The sequence below is a fragment of the Schaalia hyovaginalis genome (assembly GCF_014208035.1).
In the GTDB taxonomy this organism is placed as follows: domain Bacteria; phylum Actinomycetota; class Actinomycetes; order Actinomycetales; family Actinomycetaceae; genus Pauljensenia; species Pauljensenia hyovaginalis.
This window is the reverse complement of sequence record NZ_JACHMK010000001.1, coordinates 1,126,266-1,147,698: the sequence shown is the minus strand read 5'-3', so window position 1 is coordinate 1,147,698 and position 21,433 is coordinate 1,126,266. Positions and strand designations below refer to the sequence as shown.

The 21,433-nt window shown below is 65.6% G+C and carries 19 protein-coding genes; 1 reads left to right on the top strand and 18 read right to left on the bottom strand.

The genetic code is table 11. From position 1 onward, the window contains the following. Nucleotides 1-9: 9 nt before the first annotated feature. The 3 genes from HD592_RS04935 to HD592_RS04925 form a co-directional block, all read right to left on the bottom strand. Entirely contained in the window at nucleotides 10-504 is a 495-nt protein-coding gene (locus HD592_RS04935; RefSeq protein ID WP_184452344.1) for a CinA family protein, read from the bottom strand. A 148-nt stretch (nucleotides 505-652) separates the two neighbouring features. Beyond that, nucleotides 653-2,017: a Na+/H+ antiporter NhaC family protein gene (locus tag HD592_RS04930; protein ID WP_184452343.1), complete on the bottom strand. Its 1,365-nt coding sequence runs from the start codon at nucleotides 2,015-2,017 to the stop codon at nucleotides 653-655. A gap of 122 nt (nucleotides 2,018-2,139) precedes the next feature. After that, a complete protein-coding gene (locus HD592_RS04925) occupies nucleotides 2,140-3,462 on the bottom strand; it encodes an alpha-L-fucosidase (RefSeq protein ID WP_221437815.1) in 1,323 nt (440 codons plus the stop codon). Nucleotides 3,463-3,595: 133 nt separating this feature from the next. Here HD592_RS04925 and HD592_RS04920 point away from each other — a divergent pair, with 133 nt between their 5' ends. Beyond that, nucleotides 3,596-4,297, top strand: coding sequence for a FadR/GntR family transcriptional regulator (locus HD592_RS04920; protein ID WP_184452342.1), 702 nt, complete (start codon nucleotides 3,596-3,598; stop codon nucleotides 4,295-4,297). 18 nt (nucleotides 4,298-4,315) lie between these two features. Here HD592_RS04920 and HD592_RS04915 read toward each other — a convergent pair whose 3' ends face one another. The 15 genes from HD592_RS04915 to HD592_RS04845 form a co-directional block, all read right to left on the bottom strand. Then, nucleotides 4,316-4,924: a regulatory protein RecX gene (locus HD592_RS04915; protein ID WP_184452341.1), complete on the bottom strand. Its 609-nt coding sequence runs from the start codon at nucleotides 4,922-4,924 to the stop codon at nucleotides 4,316-4,318. Between the two features lie 6 nt (nucleotides 4,925-4,930). Beyond that, a complete protein-coding gene (gene recA / locus HD592_RS04910; protein WP_184452340.1) occupies nucleotides 4,931-6,022 on the bottom strand; it encodes a recombinase RecA in 1,092 nt (363 codons plus the stop codon). A 301-nt stretch (nucleotides 6,023-6,323) separates the two neighbouring features. Further along, on the bottom strand, nucleotides 6,324-6,557 hold the full coding sequence (locus HD592_RS04905) for a DUF3046 domain-containing protein (RefSeq protein ID WP_184452339.1): 234 nt from the start codon (nucleotides 6,555-6,557) through the stop codon (nucleotides 6,324-6,326). A gap of 11 nt (nucleotides 6,558-6,568) precedes the next feature. Further along, a complete protein-coding gene (locus HD592_RS04900) occupies nucleotides 6,569-6,883 on the bottom strand; it encodes a helix-turn-helix domain-containing protein (protein WP_184452338.1) in 315 nt (104 codons plus the stop codon). A gap of 169 nt (nucleotides 6,884-7,052) precedes the next feature. Continuing rightward, entirely contained in the window at nucleotides 7,053-7,682 is a 630-nt protein-coding gene (pgsA, locus tag HD592_RS04895) for a CDP-diacylglycerol--glycerol-3-phosphate 3-phosphatidyltransferase (RefSeq protein ID WP_184452337.1), read from the bottom strand. Nucleotides 7,683-7,705: 23 nt separating this feature from the next. After that, the gene (locus HD592_RS04890; RefSeq protein WP_184452336.1) at nucleotides 7,706-10,441 is read right to left on the bottom strand and encodes an FtsK/SpoIIIE family DNA translocase; all 2,736 of its coding nucleotides are present in this window, start codon (nucleotides 10,439-10,441) and stop codon (nucleotides 7,706-7,708) included. Between the two features lie 62 nt (nucleotides 10,442-10,503). Beyond that, nucleotides 10,504-11,451 (bottom strand): PfkB family carbohydrate kinase, encoded by a 948-nt coding sequence (locus tag HD592_RS04885; RefSeq protein ID WP_184452335.1) that lies wholly within the window; start codon nucleotides 11,449-11,451, stop codon nucleotides 10,504-10,506. Between the two features lie 24 nt (nucleotides 11,452-11,475). Then, nucleotides 11,476-13,167 carry a ribonuclease J gene (locus tag HD592_RS04880; protein ID WP_184452334.1) on the bottom strand — a complete coding sequence of 564 codons (1,692 nt, stop codon included), beginning with the start codon at nucleotides 13,165-13,167 and terminating at the stop codon, nucleotides 11,476-11,478. A 46-nt stretch (nucleotides 13,168-13,213) separates the two neighbouring features. Continuing rightward, nucleotides 13,214-14,110, bottom strand: a complete 897-nt coding sequence (gene dapA / locus HD592_RS04875; protein ID WP_184452333.1) for a 4-hydroxy-tetrahydrodipicolinate synthase — start codon at nucleotides 14,108-14,110, stop codon at nucleotides 13,214-13,216. A gap of 99 nt (nucleotides 14,111-14,209) precedes the next feature. Continuing rightward, a complete protein-coding gene (locus HD592_RS04870) occupies nucleotides 14,210-14,761 on the bottom strand; it encodes a GNAT family N-acetyltransferase (RefSeq protein WP_320657865.1) in 552 nt (183 codons plus the stop codon). Next, complete coding sequence (gene dapB / locus HD592_RS04865) at nucleotides 14,758-15,498, bottom strand: 4-hydroxy-tetrahydrodipicolinate reductase (protein WP_184452332.1); 741 nt, start codon at nucleotides 15,496-15,498, stop codon at nucleotides 14,758-14,760. The genes HD592_RS04870 and dapB overlap by 4 nt, the downstream gene beginning before the upstream one ends. 53 nt (nucleotides 15,499-15,551) lie before the next feature. Continuing rightward, nucleotides 15,552-16,871 (bottom strand): M16 family metallopeptidase, encoded by a 1,320-nt coding sequence (locus tag HD592_RS04860; protein ID WP_184452331.1) that lies wholly within the window; start codon nucleotides 16,869-16,871, stop codon nucleotides 15,552-15,554. A gap of 1,638 nt (nucleotides 16,872-18,509) precedes the next feature. Then, entirely contained in the window at nucleotides 18,510-18,845 is a 336-nt protein-coding gene (locus HD592_RS04855) for a hypothetical protein (RefSeq protein WP_184452330.1), read from the bottom strand. Between the two features lie 578 nt (nucleotides 18,846-19,423). Further along, complete coding sequence (locus HD592_RS04850) at nucleotides 19,424-20,104, bottom strand: response regulator (protein ID WP_184452329.1); 681 nt, start codon at nucleotides 20,102-20,104, stop codon at nucleotides 19,424-19,426. A 13-nt stretch (nucleotides 20,105-20,117) separates the two neighbouring features. Then, nucleotides 20,118-21,395, bottom strand: a complete 1,278-nt coding sequence (locus tag HD592_RS04845) for a sensor histidine kinase (RefSeq protein WP_184452328.1) — start codon at nucleotides 21,393-21,395, stop codon at nucleotides 20,118-20,120. Nucleotides 21,396-21,433: the final 38 nt, after the last annotated feature.

Below are 21,433 nucleotides of genomic sequence, written 5' to 3'. Positions count from 1 at the left end.
GCGAGCAGTCTAGTCGGCCTTCGCGCCATCTCCCGATCTGAGCGCTTCAGCGAGGAGCTCGAGGGCGCGATCCACGGTCCGTGCGCGGATCTGCGCCCGGGTTCCCGAGAGGGCCAAGAGCCGATGAGTGCTCATCGTCGGTGTCGCGATCGCGATGTACACGGTCCCGGCAGGGTGCCCGTCCTGCGGACCGGGACCCGCGACTCCCGTCGTGGCCAGTCCGAAGTCGGCTCCCATGAGGGCGCGGACGCCCTCGGCCATCGCGATCGCGACGCGCGGGTCCACGGGACCCGCGCTGTCCAGGACCTCCGGATCGACACCGAGGATCGCCGCCTTGAGGGGCGTCGCGTAAGTCGTCACACCACCCAGGAAGACCCTCGAGGCCCCGGGGACATCGACGATCCTCGCGGACAACGCTCCTCCCGTGAGGGACTCGGCCGTTGCGAGCAGCGCGCCCCCGGCCGCCAGTTCCCCCACTAATGCTCGAAGCTCCTCGTCGTTCATCCATTCAGCCTAGATCGTCGAACGCTCACACCCGCATTCCGCGGAGCCGTGATGAGAGCTCCCCGCCCGAGTCCTGGCGGATCGACCGACTCGGGCAGGGAACGCTTCAGACGGATGCAAACGGGGAGATCTGAGGGGCGAAGCGCTGTCAGCCCTCCGCTTTCGTCCGGCGAGCCTCGTTGTAGAAGCACCCGATCCCCGTGATCGCAAGGAGCGGCGCAATGATGAAGTTCGCCCATTGCAAGAACATGTAGGGCACGTATTCGGAATAGGCGACTCCCAGAGTGCCGATCATGTACACGCCGGTCGTCGTCCAGGGAAGCATCGGTTCGATGAAGGTTCCATAGTCCTCGATGGACCGTGACAGCACCTTGCGGGGGATGCCCGCTTCCTCGTACTTCGGGCCGAATGCCGTACCGACGATGAAGCTCGTGGCGTATTGGTTCGACGAGAAGCCGTTGATGAAGGCGGAGCTGATGAGGGAGGCGAGGATGATGCCCGGCCGCGACTTCACCCGTCCGAATGCCTTATCGACCACGGTGCCCATGGCCTTGATGAGATCGAGCGAGCCGATGTACATGAAGACGCACAGAGTGATGAGGACGGCACTCGCCATCGAGTACAGACCGCCCCGCTGGATGATCGCGATCGCCTGTTCTCCGACCTCAGCGCCGGTCATTTCGATCGTCACTCCGTTGATCAGCGACTGGATGACGTTCTCGAAGCTGAACCCCTGAGCGACAAGTGCGACGAGGGCGCCCGAGGCGGCTGAATACAGGAGCGTTGGCAACGGCGGCAGGCGAAGCGCTGCGCCGACGAGCATCACGAGCAGCGGCACCCACACGAGGATGTTGAAACTGAACGCCGTCGCGAGGTCCTCCGCAACCGGTTGAGTGAAGGACGAAACGTCCACGCCCGCGCTCCGAACAGGTTGAGCGAAACCGAATGCCGTCGTCAGGATGAGCGCGATGATGTATGCGGGCCCCGTGGTGTTGAGCATCGAACGCACGTGGGCGTAGAGAGGGACCCCCGCACCCATCGAAGCCATATTGGTCGTATCGGACAGGGGCGACATCTTGTCTCCGAAGTAGCCGCCCGAGATGATGGCCGCTGCAAGGAGACCGAGATTCGCGTCAGTCGCGACGCCTATGTTGATGAGGACGACGCCAATCGTTCCCACCGATCCCCACGATGTGCCGGTCAAGACGGAGAACAGGGATGTGAGGAGCAGGGCGACGACGTAGATCCACGAGGGATCGATCATGAGCATCCCGTAGTGGACGAGCATCGGGATCGTGCCGGATGCCGTCCAAGCTCCGATGAGCACGCCGATGGCCATGAGCATCCAGATGGCGGGGAGCGCCGTTCGAGTCCGGTCCGCCATCGCCTGCGTGACGTCTTCGAAGGAGAACCCCAGGTAGAAGAGCAGCAGCCATGTGCAGATCGCAGAGAAGAGGAAGGTGAACTCCAGGGGCCACGAAGGAAGGTCGAAGATGCGCGGGCCCAGAATCATGCCCCAGATGATGAATATCACCAGGAGTGCGACGGGGACGAGAGCGTGCCAGAAGCGCAGTGGTCTCGTCGCTCGCGCTTTCTTCAGCGGATCCGGCGATAGCTGATCTTCGGTGCGGGATTTCATGACAGTGTCCTTCCTTCCATCGTGCACGCCATTGCGCACGGGAGTTGTCTGTTGCGCTGGGGATGAATGCACCCTTCTTCGATCTCGATCGGCTCCCCGCTCGCAAGATCTTCAACGCGGGTGATGCCCTGCGGCAGTTCGAGCGCTTCCGGGCCATCGCTCGTGAGCAGGATGTAAAGCAAGCCATCGCGTTCCACTGCGTAAGCGCCTTCGGGCAGATCAAGATCGACCGGCATGGTGTCGTAGATCGCATCGCCGTTGGCCTTGAGCCATGATCCGATGTCGAGGAGGCGGCGCCGTTGAATCTCCGGGATCGTCCCGTCGGCCTTGGGACCGATGTTCAGCAACAGGTTTCCGCCGCGGCCGACGGTGCTGACGAGCAAATCGAGGAGTTCAGCAGCCGTTGAATAATCCTCCTCCGCTTCCGCCTGGTTGTAGCCGTAGGACTTACCGATGCCTCGGCTCTCCTCCCAAGGCTGGTGCGAGCCGTAACCTTCGATGTCGCAGTACTCGGTGGAGAAGTAATCACCGTGGTTCCCCGGCATGCCGACGTGCATGCGGTCATTGACGACGACTTCATTCCGATTCGGCGATTCCTCGTACAGCCATGTCAGAAGCTCCCGGGTGCGCGTGTACTCCTCATCGAGGTCCCATTCACCACCGTCCGTGTAAATCACCGATGGCGCATAGCGCTCGTTGAGCTCCTTCCACTGGGCGTGAAGGACCTCATCCGGATACGCGTCCGGATCGATCCCGAACTTTCTGGCATCGGCTTCGGGAATGAAGTACCCGCCATCGCAGCGGTGACTCCTGTGGGTCTCCCATTCGGGCATCGAGTAATAGAGCCCCATTCTCATTCCCTCAGCGCGGACGGCGCCGGCGAGTTCTCCGAGAATGTCCCGCCTGGGACCGACGTCCCCGGCATTCCAGTTCGTCTTGTGCGGATTGCTCGTCGGCCACATGCAGTAGCCGTCATGGTGCTTCGAGGTCAGAACGACGTAGCGGGCGCCGGCGTCCCTGAAGAGCGCCGCCCAATCATGGGGATCGAAGCGCTCAGCGGTGAGGAGAGGTGCGAAGTCGCGGTATGAGAAGCCCTCTCCCCACGTGCGCGCATGGTAGTCGCCATCGGCGTTCCGATAATTCCCGTACACCGAGGCGTAGTACCACTCCGCATAGCCGCCGAAGAGCTCGTCAGACGGCGTCCGCCAAGCGGGGACCGAGAAAGGACCCCAATGGATGAAGATTCCGAACTTCGCCGCGGGATACCACGGTGGGATCGGGCGAGCATCGAGTTGGTCCCAGGTCTGTGCCTCGATCATGCGGCGCTCCTCAACGTGCGTCTAACCTTGATTCGTTAGATTACCCACCTCTGTCCGACAAAAGCTAGATATTTCACACAACAAACATGGAATTATCGGATTCTTGTCCGACAATTCAAGCGAAAGGACTGTTTTGAGCGCCGTCGACGATGCACGATCCGCACTCTGCACGATGCTCGCGACGGGCGAGCTCGCACCGGGTCAACGCCTTCCGGGTGAAATCGAGCTCTCCGATCGTTTCGGCCTGTCTCGAAGCTCCCTGCGCGAAGCTCAAAAGATGCTCGTCGCCGTCGGCGTCCTTGAGTCCCAACCCGGCGGACGCCTCACCGTTTCGGACTTGTCCGCACCCAAGCTCATGACCGGCCTGTCAATGGTCGTTCCGCTCTTGCCCCTCGAGCGACTTCTCGAACTCTTCCCCCTCAGGCAGGTCCTGGAATCCCATGTCACGGCACAGGCGACGGTGCGCATGAGCGACGAGGAGCTTCGTCAGCTGAGCTCGCTCGCCGAAGAAGTCGCCGCTCTCAGCGTCAACGATCCTTCCTTCGAGGAACGGGATCAGGAGTTCCATTTGCGGATCATCGAAGCCGCAGGGGATCCCATGATTGCGGCGCTGCTCGGAGCCATCCACCACCGGGGAGCCGATTACCACCTTCTCGTTCACGGCGAGTTCAAGCAGCTGAGCGACGCGGCGCATCGCCGCATCGCCAAAGCGATGTCCGAGCGCGATCCCGTCCTCGCTTCAGCACTGATGACCGCTCATATCCAGGACTCGCTCGAGTGGCTCACCCACCTGCATCCCTTGCCCGATCCCACGCGCGGCGCGCGACCGCACTGAGCATCCGCGAAAAGACGATCAGTCGATCGTCGACCTTTCAAGGGCCTCCCGCATTTCCAGCGCCTCCGCGACGACTTCGCGACTGAGCCCGGGCGAGTAGCCCTTACGGGCCAGCATCCCGGCGAGGCGCCGATAGGCGGCCTCCCTCGGGACGCCGGGCATCGTCCGCAGCTTCTTGGCGACGAGCTCGGCGGCCCGCTCGCGGAGCTCCTCCTGGTCGATGGACGACATCGCACTCGCGATCGCGTCCTCGTCGAGGCCCTTGCGCCGCATCTCCTCAGCAAGTGCGCGCCCGGACTTGCCCGAACCGCGGAAGCGATCCGAGACGATCGCGCGGGCGAAGGCCTCGTCATCGATCAGCCCCACGCGCTCCAGGCGGTCGAGGACCTCGTCGGCGATCTCGGGGGCGAATCCCCTGCCTTCGATCGCCCGTCGCAGCTCCCCCTTCGACCGGGAGCGCGAATCGAGCTGCCGGAGGGCGACCTCGCGCGCCGCCTCGATCGCCTTCGCGCCCGACAGGGCCGCGTTGCGTTCGCGGATCCTCGCCAGCCGCTCGGCGGGATCCTTCCGCTTCCGCTCGGCCTCACCGAGCTCGGGATGATCCTCCGGATCGAGGTAGCGCACCATGAGCGATCAGAATCCCGCGTCCTCAAGCGGATCGATAGCGGGAACGGGATCGTCGGCGGGCCCCTCCGGCGACTCCAGGACCCCCAGGGCGACGAGGATCTTGTTCTCGATCTCATCGGCGAGCTCGGGATTGTCGCTGAGGAACTGCCGGACGTTCTCCTTGCCCTGTCCGAGTTGATCATCACCGTAGGTGAACCACGATCCGGACTTGCGGATGATCCCGGCCTCGACGCCCATGTCGATGATCGACCCCTCACGCGAGATGCCCTTGCCGTAGACGATGTCGAACTCCGCCTGCTTGAAGGGCGGCGCCATCTTGTTCTTGACGATCTTCGCCCGCGTCCTGTTGCCAACCGGCGCGCCCGATTCCTTCAGGGTTTCGATCCGTCGCACATCGATGCGGACCGAGGCGTAGAACTTCAGGGCCTTGCCGCCGGTCGTCGTTTCGGGCGAGCCGAAGAAGACGCCGATCTTCTCGCGCAGCTGATTGATGAAGATCGCCGTCGTTCCCGTGGCCGAGAGCGCACCGGTGATCTTGCGGAGCGCCTGGCTCATGAGGCGCGCCTGGAGGCCGACGTGGGAGTCGCCCATCTCGCCCTCGATCTCGGCCTTGGGGACGAGCGCCGCGACGGAGTCGATGACGATGATGTCGATGCCGCCCGAGCGGATGAGCATGTCGGCGATCTCGAGCGCCTGCTCGCCGGTGTCGGGCTGGGAGACGAGGAGGTTGTCGATGTCGACGCCGAGGGCCTTGGCGTAGACCGGATCGAGGGCGTGCTCGGCATCGATGAAGGCGGCGTTCCCGCCGGCCTTCTGGGCGCTGGCAACGGCGTGGAGCGCCACGGTCGTCTTGCCGGAGGATTCGGGACCGTAGATCTCGATCACGCGGCCCCGGGGCAGACCGCCGATGCCGAGAGCGACGTCGAGAGCCAGCGAACCGGTGGGGATGACCTGGACGCGGGGACGGGAATCGTCGCCGAGACGCATCACCGAGCCCTTGCCGAATTGCTTGTCGATCTGGGAGAGCGCGAGCTCGAGCGCCTTGTTCCGGTCATCGCCCTTCGACGCGGGCGAGCTCTTGCGGGGTGCGGCAGCCATGGTGTCCTCTCAACGGTTCGAGCCTCTCCGACTCACGGATCGTCTGGTCGGTGCGGCCTCCCCTCTCCGGGGAGACGCGACGACTGTATGCCTGACCATGGGCATCTGCGAGAGCCCCCTATCCGGACTGTGGATGGAGGATCCCGGAGTCGTCGCGCACGAGTCTACATGGAACAGGTGTTCGAGGTGCGTCGGGGCCCCGGCGTGGCGCCGGGCGCTTCCATTCCGCGGATCGATCCCGCGAGGCGGACGAGGCGACGCCCCGGCACCGCAGGAGCGGGGCCCGACGAGAGGAGGAGGGTCAGAGGAGGCTCCGCCGCGCCTTCTCATCAAGGCGATGAATCCACTTCGCGGCCTCGCCCGCGCCCGTCTCCTCGACGAGCGCGTGCCAGACCTCCAGAGGCGGCACGCCCCTTTCAAGGGCCTCGACGCAGGTGCCCGCCACGCCGGGAAGATACATGTCCGCCGCGTAGGAGCGGCCCAGACGCGGGCCGAAGACCGCGTCGACCGCGTCCCAGAATTCCGAAGACTTCACCCGGGGCGCGATCAGGAGATCAGGGTCACGGGGACCATGTCGTCGGGAACGGTGTCGGGCACGACCGTCCCCTCGAGGATCGCCATGCGATCGGACACCTCGCGCAGGACGAACCAGAGCGGAACGCCGAGGGCGGTCGCGATCGCCTCGAGGAGCTCGGACGACGCCTCCTTCTGACCCCGCTCGACCTCGGAGAGATAGCCGAGGGAGACCTGGGCCTCCAGGGAGACCTCCCGCAAGGTCCGCCCCTGGGCGCGACGGATGCCGCGCAGGACGTCGCCGAGTTCTGTGCGGAGAAGCGGCGCGGCGGCGGGAGTAGCGTTCATGGCCTCAACTCTAACCGCACATCCGGAGCATGCGCACACGGGGAGGCCATGTGAGACCGAGTGACTTCGAGCGCACCAGCCGACGCCCTCCGCACAATCGGCGAGATGCAGCCGTTTCGGGCACCTTTTTATTGAAACCTCAACCGCCTGTGAATTGCGTCCCCTCGACTCAACTCTGGGATTCGGCGCTCTTCTGAAGACGGCGCCCCTCCGCGATGTACACCCATCCGGACCACAGGGTGACGATGAGCGCGAGAACCGCAGCCGCGTACCCGAGGGCGAAACCGATCTTCGCGACGAGTCCGAGCGGGAACTCCGAGGCCCCGATGAGGTCCCAGGGGATGAGGAGGAGCCAGATCGCGAGGATCTGAAGGACGGTCTTGAGCTTGCCGCCCTTATTCGCCGCGACGACGACCCCCCTCTTGAGCAGGTCGGCCCGCCACCACGTGATCCCCAACTCGCGGATCGCGACCGGAACGGTGACGAGCCACAACCAGGGATGGGCGATCGAGAGCATGATGAAAGCCCCGAGAGTCAGCGCCTTATCGGCGATCGGGTCGACGATCTTCCCGAAATCGGTGACAAGACCCCTCGCTCGCGCAATCCTCCCGTCGAGATGGTCCGTGTAGGCCGCGACCATGAACACCGCGAGCGCCCACCAACGGGCCGAATGCGCACCGCTCACGAGGAGGAGGATGAACACCGGCACCAGGATGAGTCTCAAGACCGTCAGCGCATTCGGGAGATTCAGCGGGGAAACCCTGCGCTCCCTATCGACACGCGAGACGTTGTCGTCCATGCCCCTGTCCTTCCCTTCGATGCTCAGCGGCCCGTGAGCTGCCAGGCGTCCTCGTCTTCTTCGGGGTCTTCATCCACCCACTGGGGCGGCGCCCCGCCGAAGTCATGTCCAGCATAGGGATCCTCAGCCCCTCCGCGCGCATCGGTTCCGCCAGTCGCGCCCTCGTCCATCGCGGAGGAGGCAGCGGCCGCGGTCTCGACGCGCTCCGGCGAAGCAATCCCCTCGGACTCGCCGCGCAGCATGGCGAGCACCTCGGGGAGCTGCTCGGGCTGAACGAGCACCTGACGGGCCTTCGAGCCCTCCGAGGGCCCCACGATCTCGCGCGACTCCAGAAGATCCATGAGGCGCCCCGCGCGAGCGAAGCCGACGCGCAGCTTCCGCTGCAGCATCGAGGTCGAACCCAGCTGGGTCGAGACGACGAGCTCAGCGGCCTGGAGGAGGTCATCCAAGTCATCGCCGATGTCCTCGGCGACCTTGACGGTCTTCTGCTCGACGACGACGTCCTCGCGGTAGTGCGGCTCCATCTGGGCCTTCACATGGGCGACCACCTTGTGGATCTCCGATTCGGACACCCACGCGCCCTGCACGCGCATCGGCTTGGAGGCCCCGGCTGGCAAATAGAGCGCATCGCCCTGGCCGATGAGCTTCTCAGCGCCCGGCTGATCGAGGATCGTCCTCGAATCCGTGAGCGACGAGGTCGCGAAGGCGAGACGCGACGGGATGTTCGCCTTGATGAGACCGGTGACGACGTCGACCGAGGGCCGCTGCGTCGCCAGCACCAGGTGGATGCCCGCCGCACGGGCGAGCTGCGTGATCCTCTGGATCGACGCCTCGACGTCACGGGGCGCGACCATCATCATGTCGGCGAGCTCGTCCACCACGACGAGGAGGTAGGGGTAGGGCCGCAGCGTCCTGTCCAGACCGGGCTTGGCCTGCACCTGCCCCGAGGCGACCGCCTTGTTGAAGTCGTCGATGTGCTTGAAGCCGTAATCCGACAGGTCGTTGTAGCGCGCGTCCATCTCGCGCACCACCCACTCGAGCGCCTCGGCGGCCTTCTTCGGATCGGTGATGATCGGCGAGATCAAGTGCGGAATGCCCTCGTAGATCGTGAGCTCGACGCGCTTGGGATCGACGAGGATCATCCTCACCTGATCCGGGGTCGCGCGCATCATGATCGACGTGATCATCGAGTTCACGAAGCTCGACTTGCCCGAACCCGTCTGGCCCGCGACCAGGAGGTGAGGAGTCTTGGCGAGGTTGGTCACCACGTAACCGCCCTCGACGTCCTTCCCGACGCCGACGACGAGGGGGTGCTGATTGCGCATCGCCGCACCGGAGCGCAGCACATCGCCCAGGGACACGTTCTCGCGGTCGGTGTTCGGGATCTCGATGCCGATCGCCGATTTCCCGGGGATCGGGGCGAGGATGCGCACATCCGCCGAGGCCACCGCATAGGCGATGTTCTTCGACAGGTTCGTCAGCTTGTCGACCTTCACGCCCGAGCCGAGAACCACCTCGTAGCGGGTGACCGTCGGCCCGCGCGAGAAGCCCGTGACGCGCGCATCGATCTTGAAGTCCGCGAAGACCTGGCCGAGGGCGCGCACGACCTCGTCGTTCACCGCCGAACGCGTCTTGTGCGGCGGCCCCGCGACGAGCAGCGAGTCCTCGGGCAGCGTGTAGGAGATCGCCTCGGCGAGCTGGGGCTGGAAGCCCTCGCCGACGGGCGCCTCACCGATCTCGGGGACGTCCTGCTCCTCGGTCCCCGATTCGGGCTCCGCGTACGCATCCTCGACCGGGGCTTCAGGGACCACGGCCAGCGCCTCAGTCGGAGCATCGGCGGATTCGACGCGCGCGCGGGAGTCGGCGCGGGAGTCGAGCGGATGCGGCTCGGGGAGCGCCTCTGCTTGCACCGGAGGCGCCAGAACGGTCGTCGCCCCTTCGGTGATGTTGGGCGAGCGGAAGGACTCGTCCCCGTCGTACTGGTCGAGGAAGGGGTCGTCGCCGGCGGCCAGGCCCTCCCTCAACCGGCGCTTGGCATCACGGGCCTCTTCCGCGCCTTCGCCCTCGCCGCCCGGATCGCCGCCGCGGGAAGCGCCCGACAGGCGCGCCGCAAGAGCGCGCAGGCGATCGGGGATCTCGATGACCCTCGTGCGCGTGCCCAGCAGGAGCGAGTACACGCCCAGGAGCACGAGGATCGCCCCCGCGCCCCAGCCCGACAGCAGGAGCGCGAGAGGGCGGGCGATGAACCATCCCGCGAGCCCCCCGGCGGACTCGATCGCCGCGACGTCCTCCAGGGAGGGGTTCCCCGAGGAGACGTGCACGAGACCGCATACCGAAGCGACGAGGCCCAGTCCGCCGGCCACGTGGTGCGGCAGCGCGTGCTCATCCGTGTTCGCGCGGAAGAGTTCCACCGCGAAGGCGACGAGGGCGATCGGCACCACGACTGCGAACATGCCGACCGAACCGGCGGCCGCATGATGGATGAAGTCGCCCGCCTGTCCGGAGATCCGGAACCACTCGCGCAGGGCGACGAGGACGGCCGCCCCCAGGCAGATGAAGGCCAGGGCATCCCTCTTGATCCTCGGATCGGCCTGACGCCACGCCTGCCAGGCTGATCCGAGGCCAGCACCGATCGCGGCGAAGGCCCTCGCGAGCAACCCGGGTTGTTCGGGCTCAGCGGAGGGCGTTCGTCGGGTCGTCGCACGTGAGGAAGCGGAACCGCTCCCCTTCTTTGTCGAAGATGGGCGTTGTGATGCCATGGTGCTTCGACGCTACAGCGCCGACGCGCCGAGGGGCGGCTGCCGCGCCGGACTCGGCGCCATCAGGCGTCGTCGGACATGACCGAGCCCCGCGCGAGGACCTCTTCGATCTGCTTCATCGTCGGTACGGGCAAGGCGGATTCATGCGAGATCGCGATGGCCGCGGCCGCGTTCGCGGTGCGCAGGGCGTCGGCGATGTCCTTGCCCTTGAGGAGCTCGGCGCACATCGTGGCGATGTGCGTATCGCCCACGCCCGCGGTGTCGGCGACGCGCGTCTCGAAAGCGGGGATCGTCACGCGCTCGGCGCCCTTGGCGCGCTGGAGTTCGCAGCCCATGATGCCCGTGCGCCGCACGAGGGCGGCTTCGGGCTTCATCAGATGACGGATCCCGACCCCGGGTTCGTGAGTAGCGAGGATCGACGTGAGCGCAGCGGCCTCGCGGACGTTCATCGTCACCACGTCGGCGCGCTTGAGGAGCCTGCGCCACGACTCGACGGGCACCTGCTCGACCGCGGGCGACACCGCGACGACCAGGGTGACGGAGGGCGGCAGGGCGGCGCCCCAACCGGCGAGCACCATCGCCGAATGCGGGTTCGCCAGGTCGGAGGCGGCGATGTGGATGAGATCGCCGGGCTTGAGGACCATGCGATCCAGGGAGACCCGCGAGGGCTCCGACTCCACTCCGGCCGTCACCACTGAGGTCATGGAGCCGTCGCGTTCGATGAGTTGGATCGCCACCCCGATGTCGCCCACGAGCTCGGGGGTGAGGACCTCGACGCCGGCCTCGACGAGTTGCTGGCGCACGGCGAAGGAGTTCGGTCCTGTCCCGAGCGGCGAAGCCATCGCCGCCGCGACGCCCTGAGCCGCGACGGCCGACAGCGTGGTGAAGCCGCCGCCCGGCCTCGAGGTCGCGGCATCGGCGTGGACCGAACCGCCGCGCACGGGCGTGTGCGAAATGTGCATCGGCAGCACGAGGACGACCGAATGCGTCGAGATGAAACGACCTGCCATATCCAGCGCTTTCCTCGCCCCGGGCTACTGTTCGACGACGACCGGAACGATCATCGGGCGGCGGCGCAGCCTTCGCGCCACCCAGCGCCCGATCACGCGTCGCATCGCCTGCTGGAGGACATAGGGGTCCTTCCCGCCGGGTGCGGCCGCATCCTTCAATGCGGCATCGACATCGGGCAGGATCTCCTCGAAGACGGAGTCGTCCTCGGCCATGCCGATCGCCTTGATCGTGGGGCCCGACAGGACCATCCCGGAATCGTGCTCGACGACAGCGTAGACCGAGATGAAGCCCTCCGAGCCGAGAACGCGACGGATCTCGAGCTCCTCCTCGGAGATCTCGCCGATCGACTTACCGTCGACGAAAACGAGCTCGCAGGGGACCTGGCCGGAGATCCGCGCGCGCCCGTCCACGAGATCGACCGTGGTGCCGCCGTCGCCGAGGACCACGTGATCGGCGCCGACACCGGTGGAGACCGCGAGCTGGCCGTTCGCCACGAGGTGGCGCAGCTCGCCGTGGATCGGCATGACATTGCGCGGGGCGACGAGGTTGTAGAAGGTGAGCAGCTCGCCCTGGCAGGCGTGGCCCGACACGTGCACCTTCGCGTTGCCGCGGTGGAACACCTTGGCGCCCAGGCGGGTCAGATCGTTGATCACGCGGTTCACGTCGGTCTCGTTGCCCGGGATCAGCGAGGCCGCGATGATGACCGTGTCGCCGGCCTCGAGGTTCACGAACTTGTGCGACCCCGAGCTCATCCGGGCGAGGGCCGCCATCGGCTCGCCCTGCGAACCGGTCGCCATGTAGAGGCGTTCGTTCGCGGGGAGCTCCGCGAGAGTGCCGGCGTCGACGATGAGCCCCTCGGGGACGACGAGGTAGCCCTTCTCGGCCGCGATCCGCATGTTGCGCTCCATCGAACGCCCGACGAGGGCGACGCGGCGCCCCGCCTTCGCCGCCGCGTTCATCACCTGCTGAACGCGGTGGACGTGCGAGGCGAAGCTCGCCACGACCACCTGGCCCTCGGCCTCATCGACGATCCGGTCGAGGACAGGGCCGATCTCCCGTTCGGAGGGGATGAATCCGGGCACTTCGGAGTTCGTGGAGTCAATCATGAACAGGTCGACGCCCTCGGAGCCGATGCGGCCCAGGGCCGCCAGGTCGGTCTTGCGCCCGTCCAGGGGCTGATGATCGATCTTGAAGTCGCCGGTGATGACGACCGTCCCGGCGCTCGTGCGCACGCACACGGCGAGGGCATCGGGGATCGAGTGGGTCACCTGGATGAACTCCAGGTCGAAGGGGCCGACCTTCACGCGGTCGCCGGACTTCACGACGTGCATGTCCGCGGCCGGAAGGCGGTGCTCGCGCAGCTTCGGCTCGGTGAAGGCGAGGGTGAGATCGGAGCCGTAGGTCGGGATGTCGTCCCGGAGCTTGGCGAGGTAGGGGACGGCTCCGATGTGGTCCTCGTGGCCGTGGGTGAGGACGAGCCCGGCGACGTCATCGAGGCGGTCCGCGATCCATGAGAAGTCGGGCAGGATGAGGTCCACGCCGGGCTGGTAGACCTCGGGGAAGAGCACGCCGCAGTCCACGATGAGGAGCTTGCCCTCGAACTCGAGGACGTTCATGTTGCGGCCGACCTCCCCCAGTCCGCCGAGGGGGATGACGCGCAGTGCGCCGTCTTCGAGCGGCGCGGGTTCGGAAAGGTTCTCGTACAGGGGCTTCATGCTCCGATTCTCTCACGAACCCCGCCGGGCCCAGGCACGTCGGCGCTCAGAGAAGATCAAGATCGGCCATCACCGCGCGGAGTCGGGCGATCTCGTCCTCGGACGCCGGTACGAGCGGGAGGCGGACCGTCGGCGAATCGATGAGGCCCTGAAGATGGACGGCGTGCTTGGCCATGACCGCGCCCTGCCCCCCGCCCATGATCGCGTTCACGAGCGGGCGCAGCGAGTAGGACAGCTCCCTGGCCTCCCACACCCTGTCCGCGTCGAGGAGGTCGATCATCTCCCGGTACTTCGCGCCCGCCACATGCGCCACCACCGAGATGAAGCCCGAGGCGCCGCCGGTCATCCATGCGAAGTTCAGGCCGTCGTCGCCGGAGTAGTACTCCAGGCCCGTCCGGTGTATGCGTTCGACGCCCTGCTCGACGTTCCCGGTCGCGTCCTTGACCGCGCTGATCCGGGGATGCTCGGCGAGGAGGTCGAGGGTGTCGTCGCTGAAGGCGAGGCCCGTCCGCCCCGGGATGTCGTAGAGCATGATCGGCAGATCGGTGGCTTCGGCGATCGCGAGGACGTGCGCCCTCAGGCCCGCCTGGGAGGGGCGGTTGTAGTACGGGGCGACGACGAGCAGTCCGTCGGCGCCGTGGGCCTGCGCGCCCTCGGCGATGCGGACGGCATGGGCCGTGTCGTTCGAGCCCGCGCCCGCGAGGATGAAGGCGCGGTCACCGACGGCGTCCTTGACGGCTTCCGTCAGCGCGTTCTTCTCCGGCTGGTGGGTCGTCGGCGATTCGCCGGTCGTCCCGGACAGGAGGATCGTGTCGCAGCCGTCGTCGACGAGCTTCTTCGCGAGGCGCGCGGCCGAATCGAGGTCGATCGTGCCATCGGGCAGGAAGGGGGTGACCAACGCGGGGGCGAGGGTTCCGAACTGGCGGCGAGGGGTGTGGCTCATGCGGACCAGCATATGCGGGCGCGGCCCGCGCCACGGCGGATGTTCACCCGCTGGGAGGGCCTCGCCCGCCGGGGCGTCACCTCCGCCCCGCCGATCGCACTACGTCCGGCTCTCGAGCGCCGCCCACCACAGGTGCTGAAGGATCGGCTCGCCGCCCTCGGGCTCGAGGTAACGGCGCAGTCCCGCCGGCGCGAAGCCCGCGGATTGGAGGAACCGGAGGCGAGCCTCGTCCTCGGCGCCCGCCCAGATGCGCAGCGTCGCGGATCCGGAGGTGTCGGCGATCGCCTGGAGGAGGCGCGATCCGTGGCCCGAGCGCGCGAAGTCCGGATCGACGAGGAGTTCGGCGATTTCGCTCCCCTCCTCGATGCTCCCGGCCTCGAGCCCGAGGGCGGGAGCGGGCACGACGAGGGCGAAGCCGGCGACCGTGCTGGCGTGGAGGGCGACGAAGGTCCAGCATCCGGCGGGGGCGGGGGCCGACAGGGTCCTCCTCCATCGCTCCTCCAGCGCTGCGGCCTCCCCTTGCGAGAAGGCGGGATCGAGCCTGAGCAGCGCCCGTCCCTGGATGCGCGCGATCGCCCGCGCATCATCGACGAGGGCGGGGCGCACGGAGCGATCGGGGGCGCCGCGAAGATCGATGCCCACCGGGCTCACAGATCCATGAGGGCGTCGAGACCGATCGTCAGGCCCGGGCGCTCGGCGATCCCGCGGATCGCGAGGAGGACTCCCGGCATGAAGGAGATCCGGTCGAAGGAGTCCGTCCGGATGACGAGCTGCTCGCCCGGGTTGCCCAGGAGGATCTCCTCGGAGGCCGTAAGGCCCCGCAGGCGCACCGCGTGGACGGGAACGCCGTCGATCCTACCGCCCCTCGTCCCCTCCGGGTCGGACTCGGTGGCGTCGGGCATCGGGCCGAGGCCGGCCTCGCCCCGGGCGGCGGCGATGCCCCGCGCGGTCGCGGCCGCCGTGCCCGAAGGGGCGTCGACCTTGTTCGGGTGGTGCATCTCGATGACCTCGGCCGACTCGAAGTAGGGGGCCGCGAGGGCGGCGAACCTCATCGCGAGGACCGCTCCGATCGCGAAGTTCGGGGCGATGAGGACCGAGCGCCCCGATTCCTCGGCGTGGGAGCGCACGCGCGCGTAGGACTCCTCGGTCCACCCGGTCGTGCCGACGACGACGTCGACTCCGGCGTCGAGGAGGGCGTGGACGTTCGACTCGGTGACGCTCGGGACCGAGAAGTCGACCGCGACGCGGGCGCCCTTGAGGGTCTCGGCGCTGATCGCGTCCCCGGCGTCGAGCTCGGCGACGAGTTCCATGTCGGGCGCCGCGGTGACGGCGTCGACCACGGTCGATCCCATTCGACCCTTGGCGCCTGTGACGGCTACTGCAATCATGTCGTCCTCCTTCGCAGTCCTCTCCGATCTTGCCCGATCGACGAATACGGCGCTCACGAGTCCAGGGGCAGGACGAGGGCCCGGGACAGGGGCCGTGAGGCGAGCTCGCGCGCGAGGGCCGCGACCTCGTCGGCGGTCACCGCCTCGATCGCCTCGAGCGACTCGTCGACGCTCTTGTAACGTCCGACCAGCTCCGAACGGCCCAGGCGCATCATGCGCGACCAGTTGTCCTCGAGCCCCAGCGCCACTCCCCCGCGCACTTGGCCGCGCACGCGGAGCAGTTCGGCTTCGGTCGGCCCGTTCTCGGCGAGGTCGTGCAACTGTTCGAGCATGAGGCGCTCGACCTGGTCGATCTTGTCCGGCGAGGTGCCCGCGTACATGCCGAAAGCACCCGTGTCCGAATACGAGGACTCGAAGGCGTAGGTCGTGTAGGCCAGTCCCCGCTTCTCTCGGACCTCCTGGAAGAGGCGGGACGACATCGAGCCTCCGAGCACCGACAGGAGGACCGACATCGTCGGCCCTTCATCCGCAAGGGCCCTCAGGCCCCGTGTCCCGACCACCAGATGCGCCTGCTCGACATCGCGGCGCCTCACGAGCGAGGGCTCATGCTCGACCTCCTCCCAGGCGTCGCACGAGCGCCTCGCCCTCGGGGCCCGGCCGTTCGAGGGCGCATCCGCCCACGGCGACACCTCGATGGCCGCTTCGACCAAGTCGACCAGGCGCCCGTGATCGACGTCCCCGGCCGCGGCCACCACCAGGTTGTCCGGCGCGTAGTGGGACCGGTAGTGGGCCACGACCTCATCGCGCTGAGCGGCGCGGATCGTCTCGGGCGTCCCCCCGACCGGGCGTCCGAGGGGAACATCCCCGTGCACCGCGAGTTGGAAGGCGTCGTGGACGATCTCCGTCGGGGAGTCCTCGGCCATCGCGAGCTCATCGAGGATCACTCCGCGCTCCATGGCGAACTCCTCGGGTCCTATCGTCGCGTTCGACAGCATGTCGACGAGGACCCCGAGCGCCATCTCCAGGTCTTCGGACACGACCCTGGCCCAGTAGTTCGTGTGCTCCCGTCCCGTTTCCGCGTTCGACTCCCCGCCGACCCGATCGAAGGATTCCGCGATGTCGAAGGCCGAGCGCTTCGGGGTCCCCTTGAACAGGAGGTGCTCGAGGAAGTGCGTGGAGCCGGCGGCCTCGGGCGCCTCGTCGCGGGAACCGACGGGCACCCACAGGGACAGGGCGGCCGAACGCGTCGAGGGCGCGCGCTGGGTGAGGATCCGCGTGCCGCGTCCGGTCACCGAACGGCGCACCTCGCCCTCGTTGTCGTCGAGAAGAAGGCCCTCTTGGCGCACCAAGGGCAGATCGATCGGCGGAGTCATGGCGAACAGTTTAAATGCTGGGCTCACGGCACGGTGAAGGGCCGGGAGCGGATGCTCACGTCCTTGCTCCAGATCACCGGGATCGGGCCGCGCAGCGGCGTCGTGCCCCGTCGAAGGCCCCCTCCGAGCCCCCAGTCCCCGCGCGTGCCGAGGGCTCTTCGAGTCGGTTCACCCGTGTCCCCGACGCCTCGTCCCCGCGGACGGGGCGCTCACAGGGGGATGCGGGGGTCGGATCCTCACCCGGCTAGTTCTTCACCGTTTCTTCCCTTTCGGGCCCCACCCTCGCCGGCAAGTCCGAATGACCAGCGCCACGATCTGCGCCCCGAGGACGACCGCCATACCGTACATCCACGTCGTCCCATTTCAGACACACCCTCTTCGGCCGACTCATATGGTTCGTCGAACATAGCAGCGCGGTTCCCGGCGCGTCTATGGCTAATCCAGCCACATGGTCTTCAGCAAGATGAGCATTGCAACGCACGAAGGCCCACGACACTCACGATCCGCACTCGGAGAACCTATGCCGCTCTATCCTCCTTCTTCTTACGTCTTCGTCTCCTGTAGAGACGGACGCACAATGAAAACACCTGCGAGCTGAGGACGATGGCCGCGCCGTATACCCACGTAGATCCCATCACAGACAGACTCTCTTGGGCCAAGACGTATGATCAGCCCAATAGAGCAATGCATAGCCTGATGTACCCTCCCCGATGCCCAAGGCGTTCATGACTGCTCCCGCCGGAATCCCGACGATTGTTGCATCGACGAATCCGCCCGCACCGGCAACCAGGGCTCCATGTGCAATGAGGTACCAGCCGTATGCGACCACTGCCCACCTTGGGATCGAAATGCAAGCCCTCGCCTTGTGCCGAGCATCCGATGAAGAAGGTGACAGCCACGATATTGACGGCCCGTTTTCATTCATCGAACGATAGGCTCGCATTGCGAGCTCATATTCCTGAGCTGTGACAGCCTGTCTGTACTCTTCCTGAAGCTTCTCGACAGCCTCCAGCTGATTTGCACTCACTGCTGGAGGAAGGACACTCCCCGATGGAATCGGTTCCGCACGCGCTGACAACGGCAGAGCTAGAAGCAGGGATAGTGAAAGAACAACTGCTAGGAAAGATTTCATGAGCATCTCCCCCTCTGACGCGGATCTCAAAATAGAGCCGTGAGGACAACAATCCTTCCGACACCAAAACGCTAAACCGGACTCAAAGGAACAACTATCGACGAATGTCGAGATTCTCAACGTGGAACGGCCAGGATATACATGGCACACCACCGTTCCCGAGCCACTCTTAAATACCGGTTGCGCCGATTTAAAGAGCTTGATGCGGGGATCGAGAGTCTTGGATCCGGCGAGGCCGAACCCTTGTTGGCTGATCGTCCCTCGAGCAGAGTCCCTCAGCCTCGGCAGATGGGGCTGTTCGATGAATGCGTGTAGGGGTCCACTGGTTTTCGGTGAGTGGTTCTCTCGAACCTTCCAGCAAAGGTGATCGCGAACGCGTTCAGCGCGGACTTGCACCTGGCCATCCAGCGCACCGGCCCGCCACCGGCCCGGGCCGGGCCGGTGGCGGGCCGGTGCGACTGCGCGGCGGAACACAACGATTCGAGTCGCCCGTCACTCCCCCGCTCTCAGGCATCGCTTTCCTCGGCCTCACCGCTGCTCGTCAATCCGACCCCTCGTGTCATCATGACCAAGGCGAATACAGCCACTGCCGGAATGGCCCAGAAGGCGACGACCGACCCGGTCGCGGCCATGGCGTAACAGCAGGCGATCAGCAGACCGTCGCGAACCGCTCGACCGAGCGGCAGCACCCCCTTGCGCACAAGGAGGATCAACCATGCGACCAAGAGAAGAATGACGAGCCCGTGGATCGTGTAAAAGACCGCCGGTGCCTGTTCGTGGAATCGCTCGCGGACCTCGATCGCCGCGGCGAAGGAGAACCCGCCGACGACGCAATGAAACATTCCCGATCGATAAACGCGCATATCCCCACCCCGAAACTCCTCACCCGCAGAATAGCATCGACTCGATTCTCACTCGATCCTTGCCACAATCGGCGGAAATCCCCACTTCGCATAGAACGCAACTCCCTTTCCCTGTACGAGCGCCCCCGTGATCTTGACTGCGAGGTCCGCGAAGAATCCAATTCCCAAGAGCGATACACCCGCCGCTAGCGCACTTCCAACGGGACCGCCGATCATCGACGACACCGCAACGAACGCAGCTGCCAGCGCTTCTGGACTCGTACTCGCCGCGGTTGCAATGATGGCGAAGGCCCCGGCCTTCAGGTTCTGATTCGAAATATAGAATCGCGCCCCACTTGATGCGCTTGGTCATGCTGGGACATTCCCATTCAATGGGGCCACATGAGACTCGACAATCGGGCTTGGCGAAATATCTCCCTAGCACCAGCAGGGAGCCCGCATACCCGAAAGTCAATCGAACTCGCAGATCCCATCGCGAAAAGAGTATGGAGTAGGTGGCGATAGGAGAATCGACGTTTGTTGAGAGCTCGCCATCCGAGGCGGGCTCGCCCGCTTTCTCACTCATCCCCTAGGGCTGTCGAGGCCCGGAGAGCACGGACGGCGAGTTCGGTGCGCGTTGCACATCCGAAGGATTCGAGGAGGAAGGAGACGTACGTCCGCACTGTCGTCTCCGAGTAACCCGTTCTCGCAGCGATCTCCTTGTTCGTCGCACCTTCGATAAGATACCGGTACACCCTTCTCGACCCCTCGGAGAGACTCTCTTTTGTCTCCCGCCACCGATCTCCAGCGCGACGTTTCTCACCGAGGTCGTGAAGAATGCCGATCGCCGACGCGACGGCGCGAGGAGCAAGTGCCGGCCGTCCCTCAACCGCGTCTGCGATGGCGTCGACGATCTCGCGCGGCTCCATGTCCTTCGTAAGGAAGGCAACTGCCCCCGCCGAGAATGCCTCCATAAGTCGCGACTCGACCTCGAACGCCGTGAACATGACGATCTTCACCTCGGGATAGCGCCCTGAGATGATTCTTGCTGTCTCCACACCGTCAAGATCAGGCATTTCCACATCGAGGAGGACGACGTCTGCCCGGTGGAGTTCGAGAAGGTGAAGGACGCTCCTGCCGCCCTCCGCAGTTCCAACGATTCGAATGCGCGAATCAGCGGCGATCAATCCGGATATCCCCTCCAAGAGGGTGGGATCGTCATCCGCGTAGATCACTCGGATCACTTCAACGCTCGTCACTTCCGTCAAGTTCCTACTCATCGCGTTCTCCCCCCGGTTCACGAATGCGGGGGAGATGAAGGGAAATCATCCAATACCCGAGTACTTTGCCAGCGCTGATGTCGCCTCCTAGCGCTCGAGCCCGCGTTCGAATACCAGCGATTCCTAACCCGGAGGAGTACTCCTCGGCATTCCGAGCGTCGGAGCCCTCCACAGCGACAGATCTGACGAATACTTCGATGCGAGAGTCGCTTTCTTCCGATGAGATGACAATGGTTGTTCCTTCGTCTGCGTACTTCAGACAGTTGATCAGAGCCTCTTTGAGAAAAAGCTGCACGAAGCGATAGCCAACGTCGCCCAGAGTCCGATTGAGGGTCGTGTCATCGGCGCACGAGCATTCCACGGCGAGGTGACGGATCGTCAAACGGTTCGACATCTCGCGAACGACCTTGCAAACAGAGGACATCTCGTCCTTAGCGGAGGAGTCCACAATCTTGGCGGTCTGCCGAAGGCTGCGGAGCGCAGCGACAATCGATTCCTCGACCGCTCCGATGTCGGACGTTCGAGGTTCGTTCGCCCGGCTCCGCAGGGTGCGCGTGATGACGAGCGCTCGTGTCAGATCCGTGATCGCGGTGTCATGGAGGGCGAGCGCAAGTTGAGCTCGCGTGCGTTTGGCGACCTCTGCGACTTCCCGTTCGAGTGCGTCAACCTGTCGATCATGAAAGAGCATTGCCAATCCCAGAGGAATCGCGAGCAACAACTGGAAGACAACCGCCATCATGAGCGCCCATGTCGAGCGCACTGTCGGATCCAGCAAGTAGGCGCCGGCCAGCAAGAAAGCTGAGATTGTCGCCAGCGCGAATTGTCGCCTGGAGATTTGCTCCGCGATCGCCAAGACGATGAGGAATGGGGTGAGAATTGAACCGAATAGCCCAAAGGGCGACACGATCACCAGGCAGCTGACGAGGACGATGCCTGCACTGCCGACGACGGAGCGCCAGGCAGCGAGGATCGTCATCGCAGCGATGACTGCGGAGGCAGCAACATCTGTCAGTGGGGCGGACGCGTCGTTGATCCAGGTAGTGACATCGAACCCGAAGAATGCACTCGCCACAATCGGATAAATGATGTGCCGCGCATTCGCCGACGACACCGTCCACCGGCCCGGACGTCCGCGGCTCAGCCCGACGTTCACGGATTGTCGCGGCATCCGGGGAAGTTCGGAAACACCTGGCAGAACCGTTGGAGTGGCGAGTATTCGACGTCCGATCGAGGCCACGCGTTGACGAACGGCGAAATCGACGCACCGCATACCAAGGAGACTACCGCCATCGCCCCCACGAGGACACG